The 16,235-nt window shown below is 59.3% G+C and carries 16 protein-coding genes and 1 pseudogene; 8 read left to right on the top strand and 9 right to left on the bottom strand.

The window, feature by feature from the left end; translation table 11 throughout:
- Window positions 1–575: 575 nt before the first annotated feature.
- Window positions 576–1,997, top strand: a complete 1,422-nt coding sequence (locus tag ASC74_RS15380) for an amino acid permease (protein ID WP_056742158.1) — start codon at window positions 576–578, stop codon at window positions 1,995–1,997.
- A 167-nt stretch (window positions 1,998–2,164) separates the two neighbouring features.
- Window positions 2,165–2,578 (top strand): alternative ribosome rescue aminoacyl-tRNA hydrolase ArfB, encoded by a 414-nt coding sequence (arfB, locus tag ASC74_RS15375; protein ID WP_008010994.1) that lies wholly within the window; start codon window positions 2,165–2,167, stop codon window positions 2,576–2,578.
- Here the strand turns inward: arfB and ASC74_RS15370 are convergent.
- The 6 genes from ASC74_RS15370 to phhA form a co-directional block, all read right to left on the bottom strand.
- Window positions 2,575–3,789: an MFS transporter gene (locus ASC74_RS15370; RefSeq protein WP_056742156.1), complete on the bottom strand. Its 1,215-nt coding sequence runs from the start codon at window positions 3,787–3,789 to the stop codon at window positions 2,575–2,577. The genes arfB and ASC74_RS15370 overlap by 4 nt on opposite strands.
- Window positions 3,790–3,894: 105 nt before the next feature.
- Window positions 3,895–4,092 (bottom strand): hypothetical protein, encoded by a 198-nt coding sequence (locus tag ASC74_RS15365; protein WP_056742154.1) that lies wholly within the window; start codon window positions 4,090–4,092, stop codon window positions 3,895–3,897.
- A gap of 75 nt (window positions 4,093–4,167) precedes the next feature.
- Window positions 4,168–4,299 (bottom strand): hypothetical protein, encoded by a 132-nt coding sequence (locus ASC74_RS32395; RefSeq protein WP_008156098.1) that lies wholly within the window; start codon window positions 4,297–4,299, stop codon window positions 4,168–4,170.
- Window positions 4,300–4,576: 277 nt separating this feature from the next.
- Window positions 4,577–5,770: an amino acid aminotransferase gene (locus ASC74_RS15355; protein WP_056742151.1), complete on the bottom strand. Its 1,194-nt coding sequence runs from the start codon at window positions 5,768–5,770 to the stop codon at window positions 4,577–4,579.
- Window positions 5,770–6,126, bottom strand: a complete 357-nt coding sequence (locus ASC74_RS15350) for a 4a-hydroxytetrahydrobiopterin dehydratase (protein WP_008030478.1) — start codon at window positions 6,124–6,126, stop codon at window positions 5,770–5,772. The genes ASC74_RS15355 and ASC74_RS15350 overlap by 1 nt, the downstream gene beginning before the upstream one ends.
- Window positions 6,127–6,229: 103 nt before the next feature.
- Window positions 6,230–7,015 (bottom strand): phenylalanine 4-monooxygenase, encoded by a 786-nt coding sequence (phhA, locus tag ASC74_RS15345; RefSeq protein WP_056742149.1) that lies wholly within the window; start codon window positions 7,013–7,015, stop codon window positions 6,230–6,232.
- A gap of 280 nt (window positions 7,016–7,295) precedes the next feature.
- Here phhA and ASC74_RS15340 point away from each other — a divergent pair, with 280 nt between their 5' ends.
- Complete coding sequence (locus ASC74_RS15340; RefSeq protein WP_056742147.1) at window positions 7,296–8,855, top strand: sigma-54-dependent transcriptional regulator; 1,560 nt, start codon at window positions 7,296–7,298, stop codon at window positions 8,853–8,855.
- 44 nt (window positions 8,856–8,899) lie between these two features.
- On the opposite strand, the pseudogene ASC74_RS32685 reads toward ASC74_RS15340, so the two are convergent.
- From ASC74_RS32685 to ASC74_RS15330, 3 genes and pseudogenes are all read right to left on the bottom strand, one after another.
- A pseudogene (locus ASC74_RS32685) lies at window positions 8,900–8,998 on the bottom strand (hypothetical protein); the annotation flags it as partial.
- Between the two features lie 129 nt (window positions 8,999–9,127).
- Window positions 9,128–9,886 carry a WbqC family protein gene (locus tag ASC74_RS15335; protein WP_056742144.1) on the bottom strand — a complete coding sequence of 253 codons (759 nt, stop codon included), beginning with the start codon at window positions 9,884–9,886 and terminating at the stop codon, window positions 9,128–9,130.
- Window positions 9,883–11,001: a DegT/DnrJ/EryC1/StrS family aminotransferase gene (locus ASC74_RS15330; RefSeq protein WP_056742142.1), complete on the bottom strand. Its 1,119-nt coding sequence runs from the start codon at window positions 10,999–11,001 to the stop codon at window positions 9,883–9,885. The genes ASC74_RS15335 and ASC74_RS15330 overlap by 4 nt, the downstream gene beginning before the upstream one ends.
- A gap of 481 nt (window positions 11,002–11,482) precedes the next feature.
- Between ASC74_RS15330 and ASC74_RS15325 the strand changes: the two genes are divergently transcribed.
- The 5 genes from ASC74_RS15325 to flgJ are packed head-to-tail and all read left to right on the top strand — an operon-like array spanning window position 11,483 to window position 16,231.
- On the top strand, window positions 11,483–12,223 hold the full coding sequence (locus ASC74_RS15325) for a flagellar basal body rod protein FlgF (RefSeq protein ID WP_056742140.1): 741 nt from the start codon (window positions 11,483–11,485) through the stop codon (window positions 12,221–12,223).
- Between the two features lie 45 nt (window positions 12,224–12,268).
- A complete protein-coding gene (gene flgG, locus ASC74_RS15320; protein ID WP_056742138.1) occupies window positions 12,269–13,054 on the top strand; it encodes a flagellar basal-body rod protein FlgG in 786 nt (261 codons plus the stop codon).
- A 52-nt stretch (window positions 13,055–13,106) separates the two neighbouring features.
- Window positions 13,107–13,802, top strand: coding sequence for a flagellar basal body L-ring protein FlgH (gene flgH / locus ASC74_RS15315; protein ID WP_056742133.1), 696 nt, complete (start codon window positions 13,107–13,109; stop codon window positions 13,800–13,802).
- A 27-nt stretch (window positions 13,803–13,829) separates the two neighbouring features.
- Window positions 13,830–14,918: a flagellar basal body P-ring protein FlgI gene (locus ASC74_RS15310; RefSeq protein ID WP_056742131.1), complete on the top strand. Its 1,089-nt coding sequence runs from the start codon at window positions 13,830–13,832 to the stop codon at window positions 14,916–14,918.
- A gap of 11 nt (window positions 14,919–14,929) precedes the next feature.
- Complete coding sequence (gene flgJ, locus ASC74_RS15305; RefSeq protein WP_056742129.1) at window positions 14,930–16,231, top strand: flagellar assembly peptidoglycan hydrolase FlgJ; 1,302 nt, start codon at window positions 14,930–14,932, stop codon at window positions 16,229–16,231.
- The last annotated feature ends 4 nt before the right edge of the window (window positions 16,232–16,235 follow it).

Genomic DNA, 16,235 nt, shown 5'->3' with positions numbered 1-16,235 from the left:
AAGGGATGTAAGGAAAACCTTCCGCCCAACAGCTAATTAACCCATCTGCAGGGCTCTGGCCCGCTTGTTTCAGGCGCGGTTGAAGGGTGAGATGCGCCCATGCCTGTCGTGCAGGTGCATAACAAGAAGGAGGCGCAATGTACGCCGTGACTCATCTCCATCTCCCCCCGTGGAGCGATTTTTCCGTCGCTCCCGTCGATGACCTGCAAAGGTCTGACTCTATTTTTGCAGCCGCTCGAGACCCTCGAGGCGGACACAGGCAATCCCGGCAAATGACACGCTGATCCAGTGGTGTCTGGCAGCAGGGGGTTACAGGTGTACAATGCGCCGCGTTTTAACTGTGACCTCCTGCGCATCTGCGCAAACCTCAAGGCTATCCGCCTTGTTCACTCCGCCGCGCCACAAGCGTGTCGGGTTCGATTTCGTCACAGATAAAAACAAACAGGTGACGCATGACCGTTGTAAAAACGCTGAACTCCTTTTGCCTTCGCTGGGGTTTGATCGGCGCTGCTTGAAATCGCAACCGAGCAGCAACGTCTAACGAACATCATCAAACCTTGCGTGAGACCCTTTTCATGAGTGGACAAAACTCGCATTCAGGCGAGCTGAAACGCGGCCTGAAAAATCGCCATATTCAACTGATCGCCCTCGGTGGCGCGATCGGTACCGGGCTGTTCCTCGGCTCGGCCGGCGTCCTGAAATCCGCCGGCCCGTCGATGATCCTCGGCTACGCCATCTGCGGCTTCATTGCTTTCATGATCATGCGCCAGCTCGGCGAAATGATCGTCGAAGAGCCAGTCGCCGGTTCCTTCAGCCACTTCGCCCATAAATACTGGGGCGGTTTCGCCGGCTTCCTGTCGGGCTGGAACTGCTGGATTCTGTACATTCTGGTGGGTATGTCGGAGCTGACCGCAGTCGGTAAATACATCCACTACTGGGCGCCACACATCCCGACCTGGGTCTCGGCAGCCGGTTTCTTCGTCTTGATCAACCTGATCAACCTGGCAAACGTCAAAGTCTTTGGTGAGGCCGAGTTCTGGTTCGCGATCATCAAGGTCGTGGCCATCGTCGGCATGATTGCGCTCGGCAGCTACCTGCTGGTCAGCGGCGACGGCGGCCCGCAAGCGTCGGTGACCAATCTGTGGGTCCACGGCGGTTTCTTCCCTAATGGTGTCAGCGGCCTGGTGATGGCCATGGCGATCATCATGTTCTCCTTCGGTGGCCTGGAAATGCTCGGTTTCACCGCAGCTGAAGCCGACAAGCCGAAAACCGTGATCCCGAAAGCCATCAACCAGGTGATCTACCGGATCCTGATTTTCTACATCGGTGCGTTGGTTATCCTGCTTTCGCTGACGCCATGGGACAGCCTGCTGGCGACCCTGAACGCGTCGGGTGATTCCTACAGCGGCAGCCCGTTCGTTCAAGTGTTCTCGATGCTTGGCAGTGACACCGCTGCGCACATCCTCAACTTCGTGGTCCTGACCGCGGCATTGTCCGTGTACAACAGCGGCACCTACTGCAACAGCCGCATGCTGCTGGGCATGGCCGAGCAGGGCGATGCGCCGAAAGCCTTGTCGAAGATCGACAAGCGCGGCGTGCCAGTGCGTTCGATCCTTGCTTCGGCGGCGGTGACATTGATTGCCGTATTGCTGAACTACCTGATCCCGCAAAACGCGCTGGAACTGTTGATGTCGCTGGTGGTTGCCACCCTGGTGATCAACTGGGCGATGATCAGCTTCTCGCACTTCAAGTTCCGCCAGCACATGAACAAGACCAAACAGACGCCGCTGTTCAAGGCCCTGTGGTATCCGTACGGCAACTATGTTTGCCTGGCGTTCGTGGTGTTCATCCTTGGCGTGATGCTGCTGATTCCGGGCATCCAGATCTCGGTGTATGCGATTCCGGTGTGGGTCGCGTTCATGTGGATCTGCTACGGCATCAAGAACAAGCGTCGTGATCGGCATGCGTTGCAGGCTGCGGGTTCCGCTGCCAAGTAAGTACAAAGCGCAGAAACAACAAACCCGGCCATGTGCCGGGTTTGTAGTTTTCGGGATTTACACAAATCCCCTGTGGGAGCGAGCAAGCCCGCTCCCACAGGGGATCTTCGACGTGCTGAGTATCTGATTCGCGGTATCCTGAGCGCCCTGAATCCGGACGCTTTTCCATGCTGGTGATTTCCAACAACGTGCATCTGCCGGATGCCGAGATCGAGTTGACCGCCATCCGTGCCCAGGGCGCCGGAGGGCAGAACGTCAACAAGGTCTCCAGCGCGGTGCACCTGCGTTTCGACATTCCGGCCTCGTCCTTGCCCGAGTTCTACAAGGAGCGGCTGCTGGCGCTGCGCGACAGTCGCATCACCAGCGAAGGGGTGTTGATCATCAAGGCCCAGCAATACCGCACGCAGGAGGCCAATCGCGCGGATGCGCTGGAGCGGCTGACCGAGTTGATTCTCAGTGCCACCAAGGTCGAAAAGAAACGTCGTCCGACCAAACCAACCCTCGGTTCGAAGAAGCGTCGGCTCGAGTCCAAGACCAAACGCGGCAGCATCAAGGCTGGGCGTGGCAAGGTCGATTTTTAGCGCGCTGCTCGTTCTTCCCGGTACTTTTCATTGAGATGCTTCGGCGCCTGCCGGTAAAGGTAAACGCTCAGTGCCAGACCGCTCAACGCGGCAATCGCGGCGAACAGGAAAATCGAGGCAAAGCCGAAACCGGCGGCAATCGCACCCGCGAGTGGCCCGGTAATCCCCAGCGACAAATCGATGAACAGCGAATAAGCCCCGACTGCCGCGCCACGACTGGAGGCCGGCACCAGGTTGACCGCTTCTACGCCCAGTGCGGGAAACACCAGCGAGAAACCGAACCCGCTCAGCGCCGCACCGGCCAGTGCCCAATGAGCGTCCGGCGCCAGCCATAGCAGCAACAGCCCCAGTGTTTCCACCGACAGGCAGGCAATCGCCACACGAAAGCCGCCGAGGCGGTTGATCAGGTTGCCGAACAGCAGCCGCGCACCGATGAAACTGGCGCCGAACAGGCTCAGGCACAGCACGGCGTTGTCCCAATGCTGCGTGGCGTAATACAACGTGATGAACGTCGCGATAGTGCCGAAACCGATGGAGCCCAGCGCCAGACCGCAACCATGTGGCAGCACGCGCCCCAGCACATGCATGAATGGCAAACGTTCACCGACCACAATCGGCGCGGCGGTCTTCGGCCAGGCCAGCACCAGACCGAGGGCGGCCAGCAACACGATGCTCACGCCCATGCTCCACAAGCCCAGCTGATTCACCAGCAGCACGCCCAGCGGTGCGCCGACCGCCAATGCGCCATAACTGGCGATGCCGTTCCAGGAAATGACCTTGGCGGTATTCGCCGCACCGACCCGGCCGATGCCCCAGCCGATCGAACCGGAACCCACCAGGCTTTCCGCGCTGCCAAGCACCAGACGGCCGATCAACAGGCTGATCAGGCTCAAGGTCGGCAGGCTCTGGGTCCAGGCCGAAATCAGCATGAACACGCCGCTCAAACCGCAGCCGGCGAGGCCGTACATCACGGCGAGTTTGCTGCCCTTGTTGTCGATGATTTTCCCGGCATAAGGACGGCTGAGCAGGGTGGCCAGGTATTGCACGCTGATCACCAGGCCGGCGATGACCGCGCCGAAGCCCAGATCGCTGTGGACGTAGCCCGGCAACACGGCCAAGGGAATGCCGATATTCAGGTAGCCGATGAAGGTGAACAGGACGATGGAAACGACTTGCAGCGTGACCGCCAGGGGGCGCTGGTTTTCAGACATGGGTAAAGATCCACGGGAAAGCAGGATAGATAGGCTGCTTATGATAGCGGCGCGAGCGGCTGCGGGTCGTGGAAAAAGTAAAACTATTTGCCGGACGGGGATGAATCAGGGTTTGGCAGGAGCGACCAGGTGCGTGGTGACCAGGGCGGCCAGGGCGTTTTCTTCGCTGCCGAAGCGGGCGAGCAGCGCGGCGCGTTTCTCGGGGGAAAGGCGATTCCAGATCTCGATCATCTTCTCGGTGGTACCGATCAAGACGCTGGCCTGCAGCTCTTCATCAAAAGGAGGGGTGAAGTCGTCGGTCATGGTGGGGCTCAAGGGTTCAGGCGGTGTGGAAAGCGCATGTTAGCGCTTTCCACACGGTCTGGCATTGCAGGTGAATCAGTCTTCGCTGTCGGCCTTGCGGCGTTCAGTGGCTTCTTTTGGCTCGGGCTGTTGGGCACCGGCTTGTTGCGTGGGCGTCTGCTCAGTTTCGTGCAGGCTTGGGAAGGGGAGATTAGGGATCTCGTGCATATCGCGCTCCTCGCAAAGTCTGTTGATAGATCTGGTAGATCCGCGCTTTTAAAAAGCTTGGGGAGGATACAGCAGAAGAAATGACAAAAAGACTTTTATATCCAATTGTTGCGACGGATGGGATTGTCTAGACAGGTCTGCAAGAGGGAGCGACACCCATTCAAATGTGGGAGCGGGCTTGCTCGCGAAAGCGGTGTGTCAGGCAACGATGATGTCGACTGACACTCCGCATTCGCGAGCAAGCTCGTTCCCACAGGGGACTTGCAGTGCTTGATGGTTATTTGCAGACTTCGGCGATTGCCTCAGCCAGCAGATCCAGACGCGTTGCATCGATCCCGGCAACGTTCGCACGGCCAGTGCCCACCATGTAAACACTGTGATGATCACGCAGCTGTTTGACCTGGTCCGGCGTCAAACCGGTGTAGGAAAACATCCCGCGCTGCACGCCGATGTGCGCAAAGCGCTCGCGCAAACCATGAGGCTCAAGCGCTTCAACCAAACCGCTGCGTAGTTGGGCGATACGCAAACGCATGGCTTCCACTTCGTCGGCCCAGAGGCTTTTCAGCTCTGGATCACCGAGGATGGTTGCTACCACAGCAGCGCCATGATCCGGGGGTGTCGACCACAGGTTGCGGGCGATGTTAGCCAGTTGGCTGCGGATATCCACCAGCTTTTCAGCGGTTTTCGCGCAGACAATCAGCGCACCGGTGCGGTCGCGGTACAGGCCGAAGTTCTTCGAGCAGGAACTGGTGATCAGCACTTCCGGCAACGCGGCAGCGAACAACCGCGTCGACCAGGCATCCTGTTCCAGGCCATCGCCGAAGCCCTGGTAGGCGAAGTCGATCAGTGGCACCAAATCGCGACTGCGCACCACGTCCAGCACCCGGCGCCAATCGTCATGGGACAAATCGAAACCGGTCGGGTTATGGCAGCAGGCGTGCAGCAGCACTACATCGCCCTTCGGCGCTTCATTGAGTACCGCGAGCATCGCCTCGACGTCGAGGCGGTTATCGCTGCCGACGTACGGGTAATGACTGACCTTGACTCCGGCCGCCGCGAAAATGGTTTCGTGGATTGGCCAGGTCGGATTGCTCAGCCACACGCCACGGCCCGGAAGGCACTGAGCGATGAAGTCGGCACTCAAGCGCAGCGCGCCGGTGCCGCCCGGCGTTTGTGTCGCGCCGACCCGTTGTTCGGCGATCAGCGGGGAATCGGCACCCAGCACCAATTCAACGATGGCCTTGCCGAACGCCGGTTCGCCATGGCCACCGATGTAGGTTTTGGTGGTCTGGCGATCCACCAGACGTTGCTCGGCGAGCTTCACGGACTGGGGAATCGGTGTCAGGCCCTGGGCATCTTTATAGACGCCCACGCCGAGGTCGAATTTGCGCGGATTGGGGTCCTGCGCATAAGCCTCCATCAGGCCGAGAATCGGGTCGCCGGGTACTCGTCCGATGGCGTCGAAATGCATTATTTGCGGCCCTCGGCGTCCTTGGCCACTTCGTCAGTGCGCGCGGCCATGATGAAGTCGTTGCGATGCAGGCCCTTGATGGAGTGGCTCCACCAGGTCACGGTGACTTTGCCCCACTCGGTCAGCAGGCCCGGGTGGTGACCTTCAGCCTCGGAGATTTCACCGACGGCGTTGGTGAACGCCAGCGCGTGCTTGAAGTTCTTGAACAGGAAAACTTTTTCCAGCTGCATCACGCTGTCGCGCACTTCAATGTTCCAGTCAGGAATCTGCTTGATCAGTACCGGCAGTTCTTCGTCGCTGACCTGAGGGGCATCGGCGCGGCAGGCTTCGCAATGGGCTTGGTTCAATGTGGACATGATGGGTTCCTGAAATCGAATTATTGGAATTCGGCCGTCAATTCACCACGCTAAACCAAAGCGTCGGTTCCTGACAGGCTCACTTGATTCTAAAAGCTGCGGATCACGCAGCCTTTGGCGGAAATTTTGGGGTGCGCAAGCCTAGCTGCATGCCTTGCTTGACCATGCCCATGATGTCTTCGTGGGCGAGGTCGAACAGGCGCTTGAGGTTCGGCAGGACAAAGTACAGCGGTTGCAGGATGTCGATGCGATACGGCGTGCGCATGCATTCCAGCGGATCGAAGGCCTGATGCTCAGGTTCGTCCGACAGGCAGTAAACGGTTTCTTTCGGCGAGGAGAGAATGCCGCCGCCGTAGATGCGCAGGCCTTTTGGTGTGTCGACCATGCCAAACTCGATGGTCATCCAGTACAAACGCGCCAGGTACACGCGTTCTTCCTTGGTAGCCTGTAGGCCGAGTTTGCCGTAGGTGTGGGTGAATTCGGCGAACCAAGGGTTGGTCAGCAGCGGGCAGTGGCCAAAGATCTCGTGGAAAATGTCCGGCTCTTGCAGGTAATCCAGCTCTTCGCGGGTACGAATAAATGTCGCCACCGGAAACTGCTTGTTGGCGAGCAATTCAAAAAAGGTCTGGAAGGGGATCAGTGCGGGTACCCGGGCAACTTGCCAGCCGGTGGTTTCACCGAGGACTTTGTTGATTTCACCGAGTTGCGGAATGCGGTCGTGGGGCAGACCGAGTTTTTCGATACCGTCCAGGTATTCCTGGCACGCACGGCCCTCGATCACTTTCAGTTGGCGAGTAATCAGCGTGTTCCACACCGCGTGTTCTTCGGCGGGGTAGTCGATAAAACCTTGCGCATCGGGCTTGCGAGCCACGTATTGCGTCTGCTTCATGCTGCTCTCCTGCTAGGGGATTTCGTTCTTGTTATGTCCTGCTATGGACCTAGAAATACCTCAAGAAATGCAGTGTTGCAGCACGCGAGTCGCGTCGTGCGTAGGAAAATTCATCGATTTTCGTAAAGTTTTCGTTACGGATCAGCCGCTATGGCGCAGGGATTGCGATTTCCGGGTTTGAAATGGTGTGCAGGTGTCACATAATCTTGACGACTAAGTTGGCGCCTGCGCAGAAAATTCCTGGCTCAGGCCCTCGATCACCTCTGTTTCGGGCCTTTATATGCGTATCAAAGTCCACTGCCAAAACCGCATCGGTATTCTGCGCGACATTCTCAACCTGCTGGTCGAGTACGGGATCAACGTCGCTCGCGGCGAGGTCGGCGGTGAGCATGGCAACGCGATCTACCTGCATTGCCCGAACCTGATCAACATTCAGTTTCAGGCATTGCGTCCGAAATTCGAAGCGATTGCCGGGGTGTTCGGCGTCAAGCGTGTAGGGCTGATGCCCAGCGAGCGTCGGCACATGGAGCTCAATGCGTTGCTCGGCGCATTGGAATTTCCGGTGCTGTCGATCGACATGGGCGGTTCGATCGTCGCGGCCAACCGTGCGGCGGCGCAGTTGCTAGGCGTGCGGGTAGATGAGGTGCCGGGGATTCCGCTGTCGCGTTACGCCGAGGATTTCGATTTGCCGGAATTGGTGCGCGCCAACAAGTCGCGGATCAACGGGTTGCGGGTGAAGGTGAAGGGCGACGTGTTTCTCGCCGACATCGCGCCACTGCAATCGGAGCATGACGACAGCGAAGCCATGGCCGGCGCGGTACTCACGCTGCACCGCGCCGACCGGGTCGGTGAGCGCATCTATAACGTGCGCAAACAGGAACTGCGCGGGTTCGACAGCATTTTCCAAAGCTCGAAGGTGATGGCCGCGGTGGTGCGCGAAGCCCGACGCATGGCGCCGCTGGATGCGCCGCTATTGATAGAAGGCGAAACCGGCACCGGTAAAGAGTTGCTGGCGCGAGCCTGCCACTTGGCGAGTCCGCGGGGGCAGTCACCGTTGATGGCGCTCAACTGCGCCGGTCTGCCGGAGTCGATGGCCGAGACCGAGTTGTTTGGCTACGGCCCCGGCGCTTTCGAAGGGGCGCGGGCAGAAGGCAAGCTCGGGCTGCTGGAACTGACGGCGGGCGGTACGCTGTTTCTCGATGGCGTCGGGGAAATGAGCCCACGTTTGCAGGTGAAATTGCTGCGTTTCCTGCAGGACGGTTGCTTCCGTCGTGTGGGCAGCGATGAAGAGGTTTATCTGGATGTGCGGGTGATCTGCGCGACTCAGGTCGACCTGTCAGAGTTGTGTGCACGCGGCGAGTTTCGCCAGGATTTGTATCACCGCTTGAACGTGCTTTCGCTGCACATTCCGCCATTGCGTGAATGCCTCGATGGCTTGACGCCGCTGGTGGAGCACTTCCTCGATCAGGCCAGTCGGCAGATCGGTTGCCCGCTGCCGAAACTGGTGCCAGCGGCGATGGAACGGCTCAGTCACTACCACTGGCCGGGCAATGTTCGGCAGTTGGAAAACGTGTTGTTCCAGGCGGTTTCCTTGTGCGAGGGCGGGACCGTCAAGGCCGAACATATTCGCTTGCCGGACTACGGCGTGCGTCAGCCACTTGGCGACTTTTCACTCGAGGGCGGGCTGGACGAGATTGTCGGGCGCTTTGAAAAAGCGGTGCTGGAGCGTTTGTATTCCGAGCACCCGAGCAGTCGGCAACTGGGCAAGCGGTTGGGGGTTTCGCACACCACCATTGCCAACAAGTTGCGTGAGTACGAGGTCGGTAAAGACAACACCTGACTGATCGTTCCCACGCTCTGCGTGGGAATGCAGCCCGGGACGCTCTGCGTCCCGCCATTGTCGACGATGAAGTCGTCGAGTAGCACCAGCGCCTGGGCCATCTGCATGGACTCGGCTGACCAGGAACGCATGTCCCGGTGCACATGACGCACGTAGGTGTCGGTGCTGTTCAGGTTGTTCAGACCGCCAAACGAATTGAGGGCCAGGCAACGGCGTGCGGGTAAGAATTTTGCCCTTTGCGCAGCTCCAGTTCGAAATAACCGGCGATGGCTTCAGGCACGGACAATCTCTCCACGTTTTGCCCACGCCCCCACGGTCTGCGCGTCGTTGTACATCAAAGCGTCGAGAATCGACAGGCCGGGCACGAAGGGTTGTTCACTCGATCCCTGTCGGTAGTCGGGTAAGTTGGCCTTGAGCAACTCAAGGGTGATACCGACCTGTTGGAATGCTTCGGCCTGGTAGAGATGACCGCCATTGAAGGGATTGAGGTAGTGGGTGCCAGCGCTGGCCTGAACCACTTCGAGTATCCGGTCCTGGGCTTTGCTGTCAGCGGAAATCGGTAGAGCGCTGGAACGGATGATCGGCGTTTGCAGCCCGATCAGGCAGCAGCAGGCCCGTAGTATCCGCTCGTTGAGTTCGGCAATGCCCTGAGCAGGCTCGACCAGCAGCGCTTCCAGCCACGCCAGCATGCGCGGAGCGTGGGGCGCGCGGCGATAGGCGAAGCTCAGCTTGTTGAGGATATCGTCAGGGGCGAATGTCTCGGCAATACGCTTTTCCATGATCTGCTGAGTCTGACTGCCTTTGGTCAGCGGCACCCCGAACCACTTCGGCTCCTGTCCCAGCAAATAGCGGTTGCGTTCGATCCAGCCCCTCTTGATGAACTGCACATTGTCAAAGATGACAAAACAGTCGACTGCGGCGATCAGCTGGAAATAACCCAGATAAGGCAGGAAGTAAGGTTGCATGATTGCAATCCGGTATTGCTGGTCAGCTGCCGGGGCGCAGACATTCGAGGTGCGGGCCAGGCTCATACCGCCCGGGCCTTGATCAGCACCTCGATGATCTGCGCCTGGGTCTTCGTATCGAGATCCGGATAGATCGGCAGGCACAGTATCTGGCGGGACACCTCATAGGCATTCCCCAGCTGAGAGAGATCCGAACTGGGAAGGCCGCGGTACATCGGAAATTCGCATATCAGCGGGTAGAAGTACCGGCGCACGTGGATGTTTTCTGCGCGGTAGCGGTCGTACAGCTCGTCCCGGCTCACCCCGAAGCGCTCACTGTCGACCAGGATCGGACAATAGGCATAGTTCCAGTCCAGCCCCTGCGGTTGCTCCAGGAGGCTGATACCCTCTATGCCTTCCAGAGCGCTCTGATAATACTCAAACACCTTTTGCCGGCGCCTGAGGGCCTCGTCAATGTGGCGCAACTGCAGTACGCCGAATGCTGCCTGCAGCTCGTTCATCTTCCCGTTGATACCGGCAGCCATGACCGTGACTTCATCGGCAAAACCGAAATTCTTCAAGTAATCGATGCGCCGTTTGATCTTTTCGTCAGGGCAGATGATGGCGCCGCCTTCGAAGGTATTGAATACCTTGGTGGCGTGGAAGCTGAGAATCGACAGGTCGCCGTTGTTGAGAATGCTCTCGCCGTTGTGTCGGACACCGAAGGCATGTGCGGCGTCATAGATAACTTTAAGTCCATAGGTGTCGGCGACGGCCTGGATGCCTTCGACATCACAGGGAATGCCATAGCAATGAACTGGAAGGATCGCCGTAGTAGCCGGGGTGATGGCTTCGGCGATACGTCGTGGATCGAGGTTCTTGGTGACCGGATCGATGTCCACGAACACCGGCTTGAGATTGTTCCACAGCAGCGAGTGAGAGGTGGCCACGAACGAGTAGGGCGTAGTGATGACTTCGCCAGTAATGCGCAGCGCCTGGAGTGCTGTCACCAATGCCAGGGTACCGTTGGAAAACAGCGAAATATGCTGGACGCCGAGGTATTCGGCCAGCTCCTTTTCCAGTTGTTCGTGGAAGGGGCCGCCATTGGTCAGGCGCTTACTGTCCCAGATGCGCTGCAGGTAAGGCGTGAACTCTTCCAGAGGAGGCATTAGCGGGCTGGTAACGGTAATGGGATTGGCCATGGGTACACTGCTCGGGGTGACTGAAAAATGGCACACGGCTCGGGAGTACCTGTGACGTGGCGTTGCATTGCGGTCAATATCGGCGGGCTGCAGTGCCATGAATCCGACAGCTGGCTCTTGATGTGTGGGTACTCCAGCAAAAAATCGGCCAACTCCCTCCGTGCCAATAGGTTGGTGTTGTGTTTGTGTGCGGTAGCCCTTGACGAACAATGTTTGTGCGTTAGTGACTGGGTAGTCGAAACGCGCATGTCCAGTCTAATGAATCGCAGAGCGTGGGAGCGATCAAAGGCTGACACTTGCCACTTACCGGCATAACACCGCCGGTTTTTCGTCTTCGATACAATCCTCCAATCCCTCCTGATCCCCTCAAGTCCTTTGTTTGCCGGGCCCTGCACCGCCAGAAAAAAGTTGGTCTGCAAATTGCTTATGGCTCAGCAGTACAGCGGTGGGCGGCAAACGTCCGGCATGCAGAGGAAAGAGTGTGGACAAGTACCTTTATGTGGCAATGACCGGCGCCAGCCAGAATGCACTGGCGCAGAAGGCTCATGCGAACAACCTGGCGAACATCTCCACCAACGGTTTCCAGAAAGACCTGGAGCAGGCGCGTTCGATGCCGGTGTTCGGTGACAGCTTTCCGGCGCGTGCGTTTGCCCTGTCCGAACGTCCGGCCACCGATTTTTCCCCTGGCGCATTGGTGGAAACCGGTCGAGACCTCGATGTCGCGGTGCAAGGCAATGGCTGGATTGCCGTGCAGAACCCGGACGGCGGCGAAAGCTACGTGCGCACCGGCAGCCTGAACGTCGACGCCCTGGGCGTGCTGCGGGCCGGCAACGGTATGCCGGTGATGGGCAATGGCGGGCCGATTGCCGTGCCGCCCGAGCAGCAAATCGAAGTGGGTGAGGACGGCACTATCAGCATTCGTGCGATGGGCGAAGGTCCTCGCGTGATGGCGGAAGTCGACCGCATCAAGCTGGTCAACCCAGACTTCAAGAACATGACCAAAGGCCTGGACGGTTCGATCCACACCAAGGACGGCAAGCCGGCGCAAGCCGATGCCGACGTCAAACTGGTGTCCGGTTTCCTTGAGTCGAGCAACGTCAACGCCGTGGAAGAGATGACCTCGGTACTGGCCCTGGCCAAGCAGTTCGAACTGCACATCAAGATGATGAACACCGCCAAAGAAGACGACCAGGCCATGGCTCGGGTCTTGCAGATCAGCTAATTATCAGAACGTCGCGCCGTAAAACAGGCGCACGAGGAGAATCGAATGCTTCCGGCTCTATGGGTTGCCAAAACAGGTCTGTCCGCCCAGGACACCAACCTGACGACCATTTCCAACAACCTGGCCAACGTGTCGACCACGGGTTTCAAACGTGACCGCGCCGAGTTCCAGGACTTGCTCTACCAGATTAAACGCCAGCCAGGCGCCCAGTCGACTCAGGACAGTGAGCTGCCGTCGGGTCTGCAACTGGGTACCGGTGTGCGCATTGTCGGCACCCAGAAAAACTTCACCGCCGGCAGCCTGCAAACCACCGAGCAGCCGTTGGACATGGCCATCGACGGTCGCGGTTTCTTCCAGATTCTGCAGCCGGACGGCACGACTTCCTACACCCGTGACGGTACGTTCCACCTGGACTCCAACGGTCAGATCGTGAACGCCAGCGGCTTCGCCCTGGAACCGGCCATTGTCATCCCGAACGATGCCCAGACCTTTACGGTCGGTCGTGACGGCACCGTGTCCATCACCGTTGCCGGCAACCCGGCCTCCCAGGTGATCGGCAACCTGCAAACCGCCGACTTCATCAACCCGGCCGGTCTGCAGGCTGTGGGCAACAACCTGTTCCTGGAAACCGCGGCCAGCGGCGCGCCGCAAGTCGGCACCCCGGGCCTGGCCGGTTTCGGCACCACGCTGCAGAACACCCTGGAAACCTCGAACGTCAGCACCGTTGAAGAGATGGTCAACATGATCACCACTCAGCGCGCTTACGAGATGAACTCCAAGGTGATCTCCACCGCCGACCAGATGCTCTCGTTCGTAACGCAGAATCTGTAATCAAGTCTATGAGGCGGCCATGAGGTCGCCTGCAACACCGTGAGGTAGGGTCATGAATCGCTATGTATCTGTTCTGGCACTGAGTGGGATCGCCGCGCTTTCGGGCTGCGTCGGTCCGACGCCCAAGCCCAATGACCCTTACTACGCCCCGGTGTTACCGCGCACGCCGCTGCCGGCGGCGGCCAATAACGGCTCGATCTACCAGGCCGGTTTCGAACAGAATCTGTACAGCGACCGCAAGGCGTTCCGGGTCGGCGACATCATCACCATTACCTTGAACGAGAAGACCCAGGCCAGCAAAAACGCCAATTCCCAGGTCGGCAAGAACAGCAAGACCAGCATTGGCCTGTCCTCATTGTTCGGCAGTACGCCCAACACGAATAACCCGCTCGGCAGCGGCGACCTGAGTCTGGATGCCAGCTACAGCGGCGACCGCGCGACCAAGGGTGACAGCAAGGCCGGGCAGGGCAACAGCCTCACCGGCTCGATCACCGTGACCGTCGCCGACGTGTTGCCCAACGGCATCATCGCTGTGCGCGGCGAGAAGTGGATGACCCTCAATACCGGTGATGAACTGGTGCGGATTGCAGGGCTTGTTCGCGCCGATGACATCGCGACTGACAACACCGTTTCGTCGACCCGTATCGCCGATGCACGCATCACCTATTCGGGCACCGGTTCGTTTGCCGATGCGAGTCAGCCAGGCTGGTTCGATCGTTTCTTCCTCAGCCCGCTGTTCCCTTTCTAGGTGGCTACGTTGAATCTTAAACACCTGATGGTGGCCGCCCTGATGCTGTCCGCAGCGTTCAACGCGCAAGCCGAGCGGCTGAAGGACATCGCCAGTATTTCCGGCGTGCGTTCCAACCAATTGATCGGCTACGGCCTGGTGGTCGGGCTAAACGGTACCGGCGACCAGACGACGCAAACCCCGTTCACCCTGCAGACCTTCAACAACATGCTCTCGCAGTTTGGCATCAAGGTTCCGCCGGGTTCGGGCAATGTCCAGTTGAAGAACGTTGCGGCGGTGTCGATCAGTGCTGATTTGCCGGCGTTCGCCAAGCCGGGTCAGCAGGTCGACATCACCGTATCGTCCATCGGTAACTCCAAGAGCCTGCGCGGCGGCACCTTGCTGCTGACGCCGCTCAAGGGTATCGACGGCAACGTCTATGCGATCGCTCAGGGCAACCTGGTGGTCGGCGGTTTTGATGCCGAAGGTCGTGACGGTTCGAAGATCACTGTCAACGTTCCGTCGGCCGGTCGTATCCCGGGCGGTGCGTCGGTTGAGCGTTCGGTGCCGAGCGGTTTCAACCAGGGCAACAGCCTGACGCTGAACCTCAATCGTTCGGACTTCACCACGGCCAAGCGCATCGTCGACAAGATCAACAATATGCTCGGCCCTGGCGTTGCCCAGGCCATCGACGGCGGTTCGATTCGCGTCAGTGCGCCACTCGATCCGAGTCAGCGCGTCGACTATTTGTCGATCATCGAGAACCTTGAAGTCGATCCGGGTCAGGCGGTGGCGAAAGTCATCATCAACTCGCGGACCGGCACCATCGTGATCGGTCAGAACGTCAAGGTTTCCCCGGCCGCCGTGACCCACGGCAGCCTGACCGTGACCATCACCGAAGACCCGATCGTCAGCCAGCCCGGCCCTCTGTCCAATGGGCAGACGGCGGTCGTGCCGCGCTCGCGGGTCAACGCCCAGCAGGAAGCCAAGCCGATGTTCAAGTTCGGTCCGGGCACCACCCTCGACGAAATCGTGCGTGCGGTGAACCAGGTCGGCGCGGCACCGGGTGACTTGATGGCCATCCTCGAAGCACTGAAACAGGCCGGCGCGTTGCAAGCCGACCTGATCGTGATCTGAGGACGGCGACCATGGATATGCGCAAGGGCGGATTGGGGGTCAGCAGCAACGATTCGGGTTCCTATTCGGACCTCAATCGACTGAACCAGCTCAAGGTCGGCGACAAGGACAGTGACGCGAACATGCGCAAGGTGGCGCAGGAGTTCGAGTCGCTGTTCCTCGGTGAAATGCTCAAGTCCATGCGCTCGGCCACTGAAACGCTGGGCCAGGACAATCCGCTCAACACGCCGGCAGCCAAGCAATACCAGGAAATGTACGACCAGCAGTTGGCCGTTTCCATGTCCCGTGAGGGTGGCGGTATTGGTCTGGCTGACGTGCTGATGCGTCAGATGTCGAAGAACAAACCGCTGGCCCCGGGCGAGGCCGCTGCCGCGTCAGCCGCCAAGCAAGCTGCCGCGAAAGCCGCCGTGGAAACCCCGATTGCCGCCGGCACGGTCGCCACCAACGGGCCGCTGTCGCGCCTCAATGGCGAGCGTCCGTTGTGGGCTTCGCGCTCGGTGAAGTCGCCAGCCAACGCGGGCGAGGGCGCTCATCGCAATGACATGGCGCTGATCAATCAGCGACGCCTGGCGCTGCCGCCGAAACTGGCCGACCGCTTGCTCGCAGGGCTGGTGCCGTCGGCATCGACCACTGCCACGACCGCCGCGACGGCGCAGAACAACATCCAAATGCCGCAGAACACCAAGACCGGTGCCGGTCCCCTGTACAACGGCGATTGGCTGGCTTCGCAAACGGATGCGACATCCAGCGGGCGCCTGCAGGTTTATGGTCGTGCCATGGCGCAAATACCGCTGGCACCGGCGAAGAAAGCGTTCAGCTCCGCCGACGAATTCGTCAACACCATGCTGCCGATGGCCAAAGAGGCCGCCGAGCGCATTGGTGTCGATCCGCGTTACCTGGTGGCGCAGGCTGCCCTGGAAACCGGTTGGGGCAAATCGGTCATGCGCGCCCAGGATGGCAGCAGCAGCCATAACCTGTTCGGCATCAAGGCCGGCAGCAGTTGGAAAGGCGATTCGGCGCGCGCGATCACCAGCGAATTCAGGAATGGCGAGATGGTCAAGGAAACGGCTCAGTTCCGTTCCTATGACTCTTACAAGGACAGCTTCCATGACCTTGTGACGCTGCTGCAAACCAACAATCGCTATCAAGATGTTGTGAAGTCGGCCGATAACCCAGAACAGTTTGTGCGCGAGTTGCAAAAGGCCGGTTACGCAACCGACCCGGACTACGCAAGCAAGATTTCGCAGATAGCCAAGCAGATGACGAGTTACCAGAACTACGCTGCGGCGGGCGCTACCACCACGCCTCTATAGGCAT

This window comes from Pseudomonas sp. Root329, assembly GCF_001424925.1.
GTDB lineage: Bacteria > Pseudomonadota > Gammaproteobacteria > Pseudomonadales > Pseudomonadaceae > Aquipseudomonas > Aquipseudomonas arabinosi.
This window is presented reverse-complemented; position numbering and strand designations above follow the sequence as displayed.

What these genes read in the sequence shown, in the direction of transcription:
- ASC74_RS15340 (WP_056742147.1), top strand. Translation starts at nt 7,296, where the DNA reads ATGCGTATCAAAGTCCACTGCCAAAACCGCATCGGTATTCTGCGCGAC.
- flgJ (WP_056742129.1), top strand. Translation starts at nt 14,930, where the DNA reads ATGGATATGCGCAAGGGCGGATTGGGGGTCAGCAGCAACGATTCGGGT.
- ASC74_RS32395 (WP_008156098.1), bottom strand. Translation starts at nt 4,299, where the DNA reads ATGCACGAGATCCCTAATCTCCCCTTCCCAAGCCTGCACGAAACTGAG.
- flgG (WP_056742138.1), top strand. Translation starts at nt 12,269, where the DNA reads ATGCTTCCGGCTCTATGGGTTGCCAAAACAGGTCTGTCCGCCCAGGAC.
- arfB (WP_008010994.1), top strand. Translation starts at nt 2,165, where the DNA reads ATGCTGGTGATTTCCAACAACGTGCATCTGCCGGATGCCGAGATCGAG.
- ASC74_RS15310 (WP_056742131.1), top strand. Translation starts at nt 13,830, where the DNA reads ATGGTGGCCGCCCTGATGCTGTCCGCAGCGTTCAACGCGCAAGCCGAG.
- ASC74_RS15335 (WP_056742144.1), bottom strand. Translation starts at nt 9,886, where the DNA reads ATGAGCCTGGCCCGCACCTCGAATGTCTGCGCCCCGGCAGCTGACCAG.
- ASC74_RS15350 (WP_008030478.1), bottom strand. Translation starts at nt 6,126, where the DNA reads ATGTCCACATTGAACCAAGCCCATTGCGAAGCCTGCCGCGCCGATGCC.
- ASC74_RS15330 (WP_056742142.1), bottom strand. Translation starts at nt 11,001, where the DNA reads ATGGCCAATCCCATTACCGTTACCAGCCCGCTAATGCCTCCTCTGGAA.
- phhA (WP_056742149.1), bottom strand. Translation starts at nt 7,015, where the DNA reads ATGAAGCAGACGCAATACGTGGCTCGCAAGCCCGATGCGCAAGGTTTT.
- flgH (WP_056742133.1), top strand. Translation starts at nt 13,107, where the DNA reads ATGAATCGCTATGTATCTGTTCTGGCACTGAGTGGGATCGCCGCGCTT.
- ASC74_RS15370 (WP_056742156.1), bottom strand. Translation starts at nt 3,789, where the DNA reads ATGTCTGAAAACCAGCGCCCCCTGGCGGTCACGCTGCAAGTCGTTTCC.
- ASC74_RS15380 (WP_056742158.1), top strand. Translation starts at nt 576, where the DNA reads ATGAGTGGACAAAACTCGCATTCAGGCGAGCTGAAACGCGGCCTGAAA.
- ASC74_RS15355 (WP_056742151.1), bottom strand. Translation starts at nt 5,770, where the DNA reads ATGCATTTCGACGCCATCGGACGAGTACCCGGCGACCCGATTCTCGGC.
- ASC74_RS15365 (WP_056742154.1), bottom strand. Translation starts at nt 4,092, where the DNA reads ATGACCGACGACTTCACCCCTCCTTTTGATGAAGAGCTGCAGGCCAGC.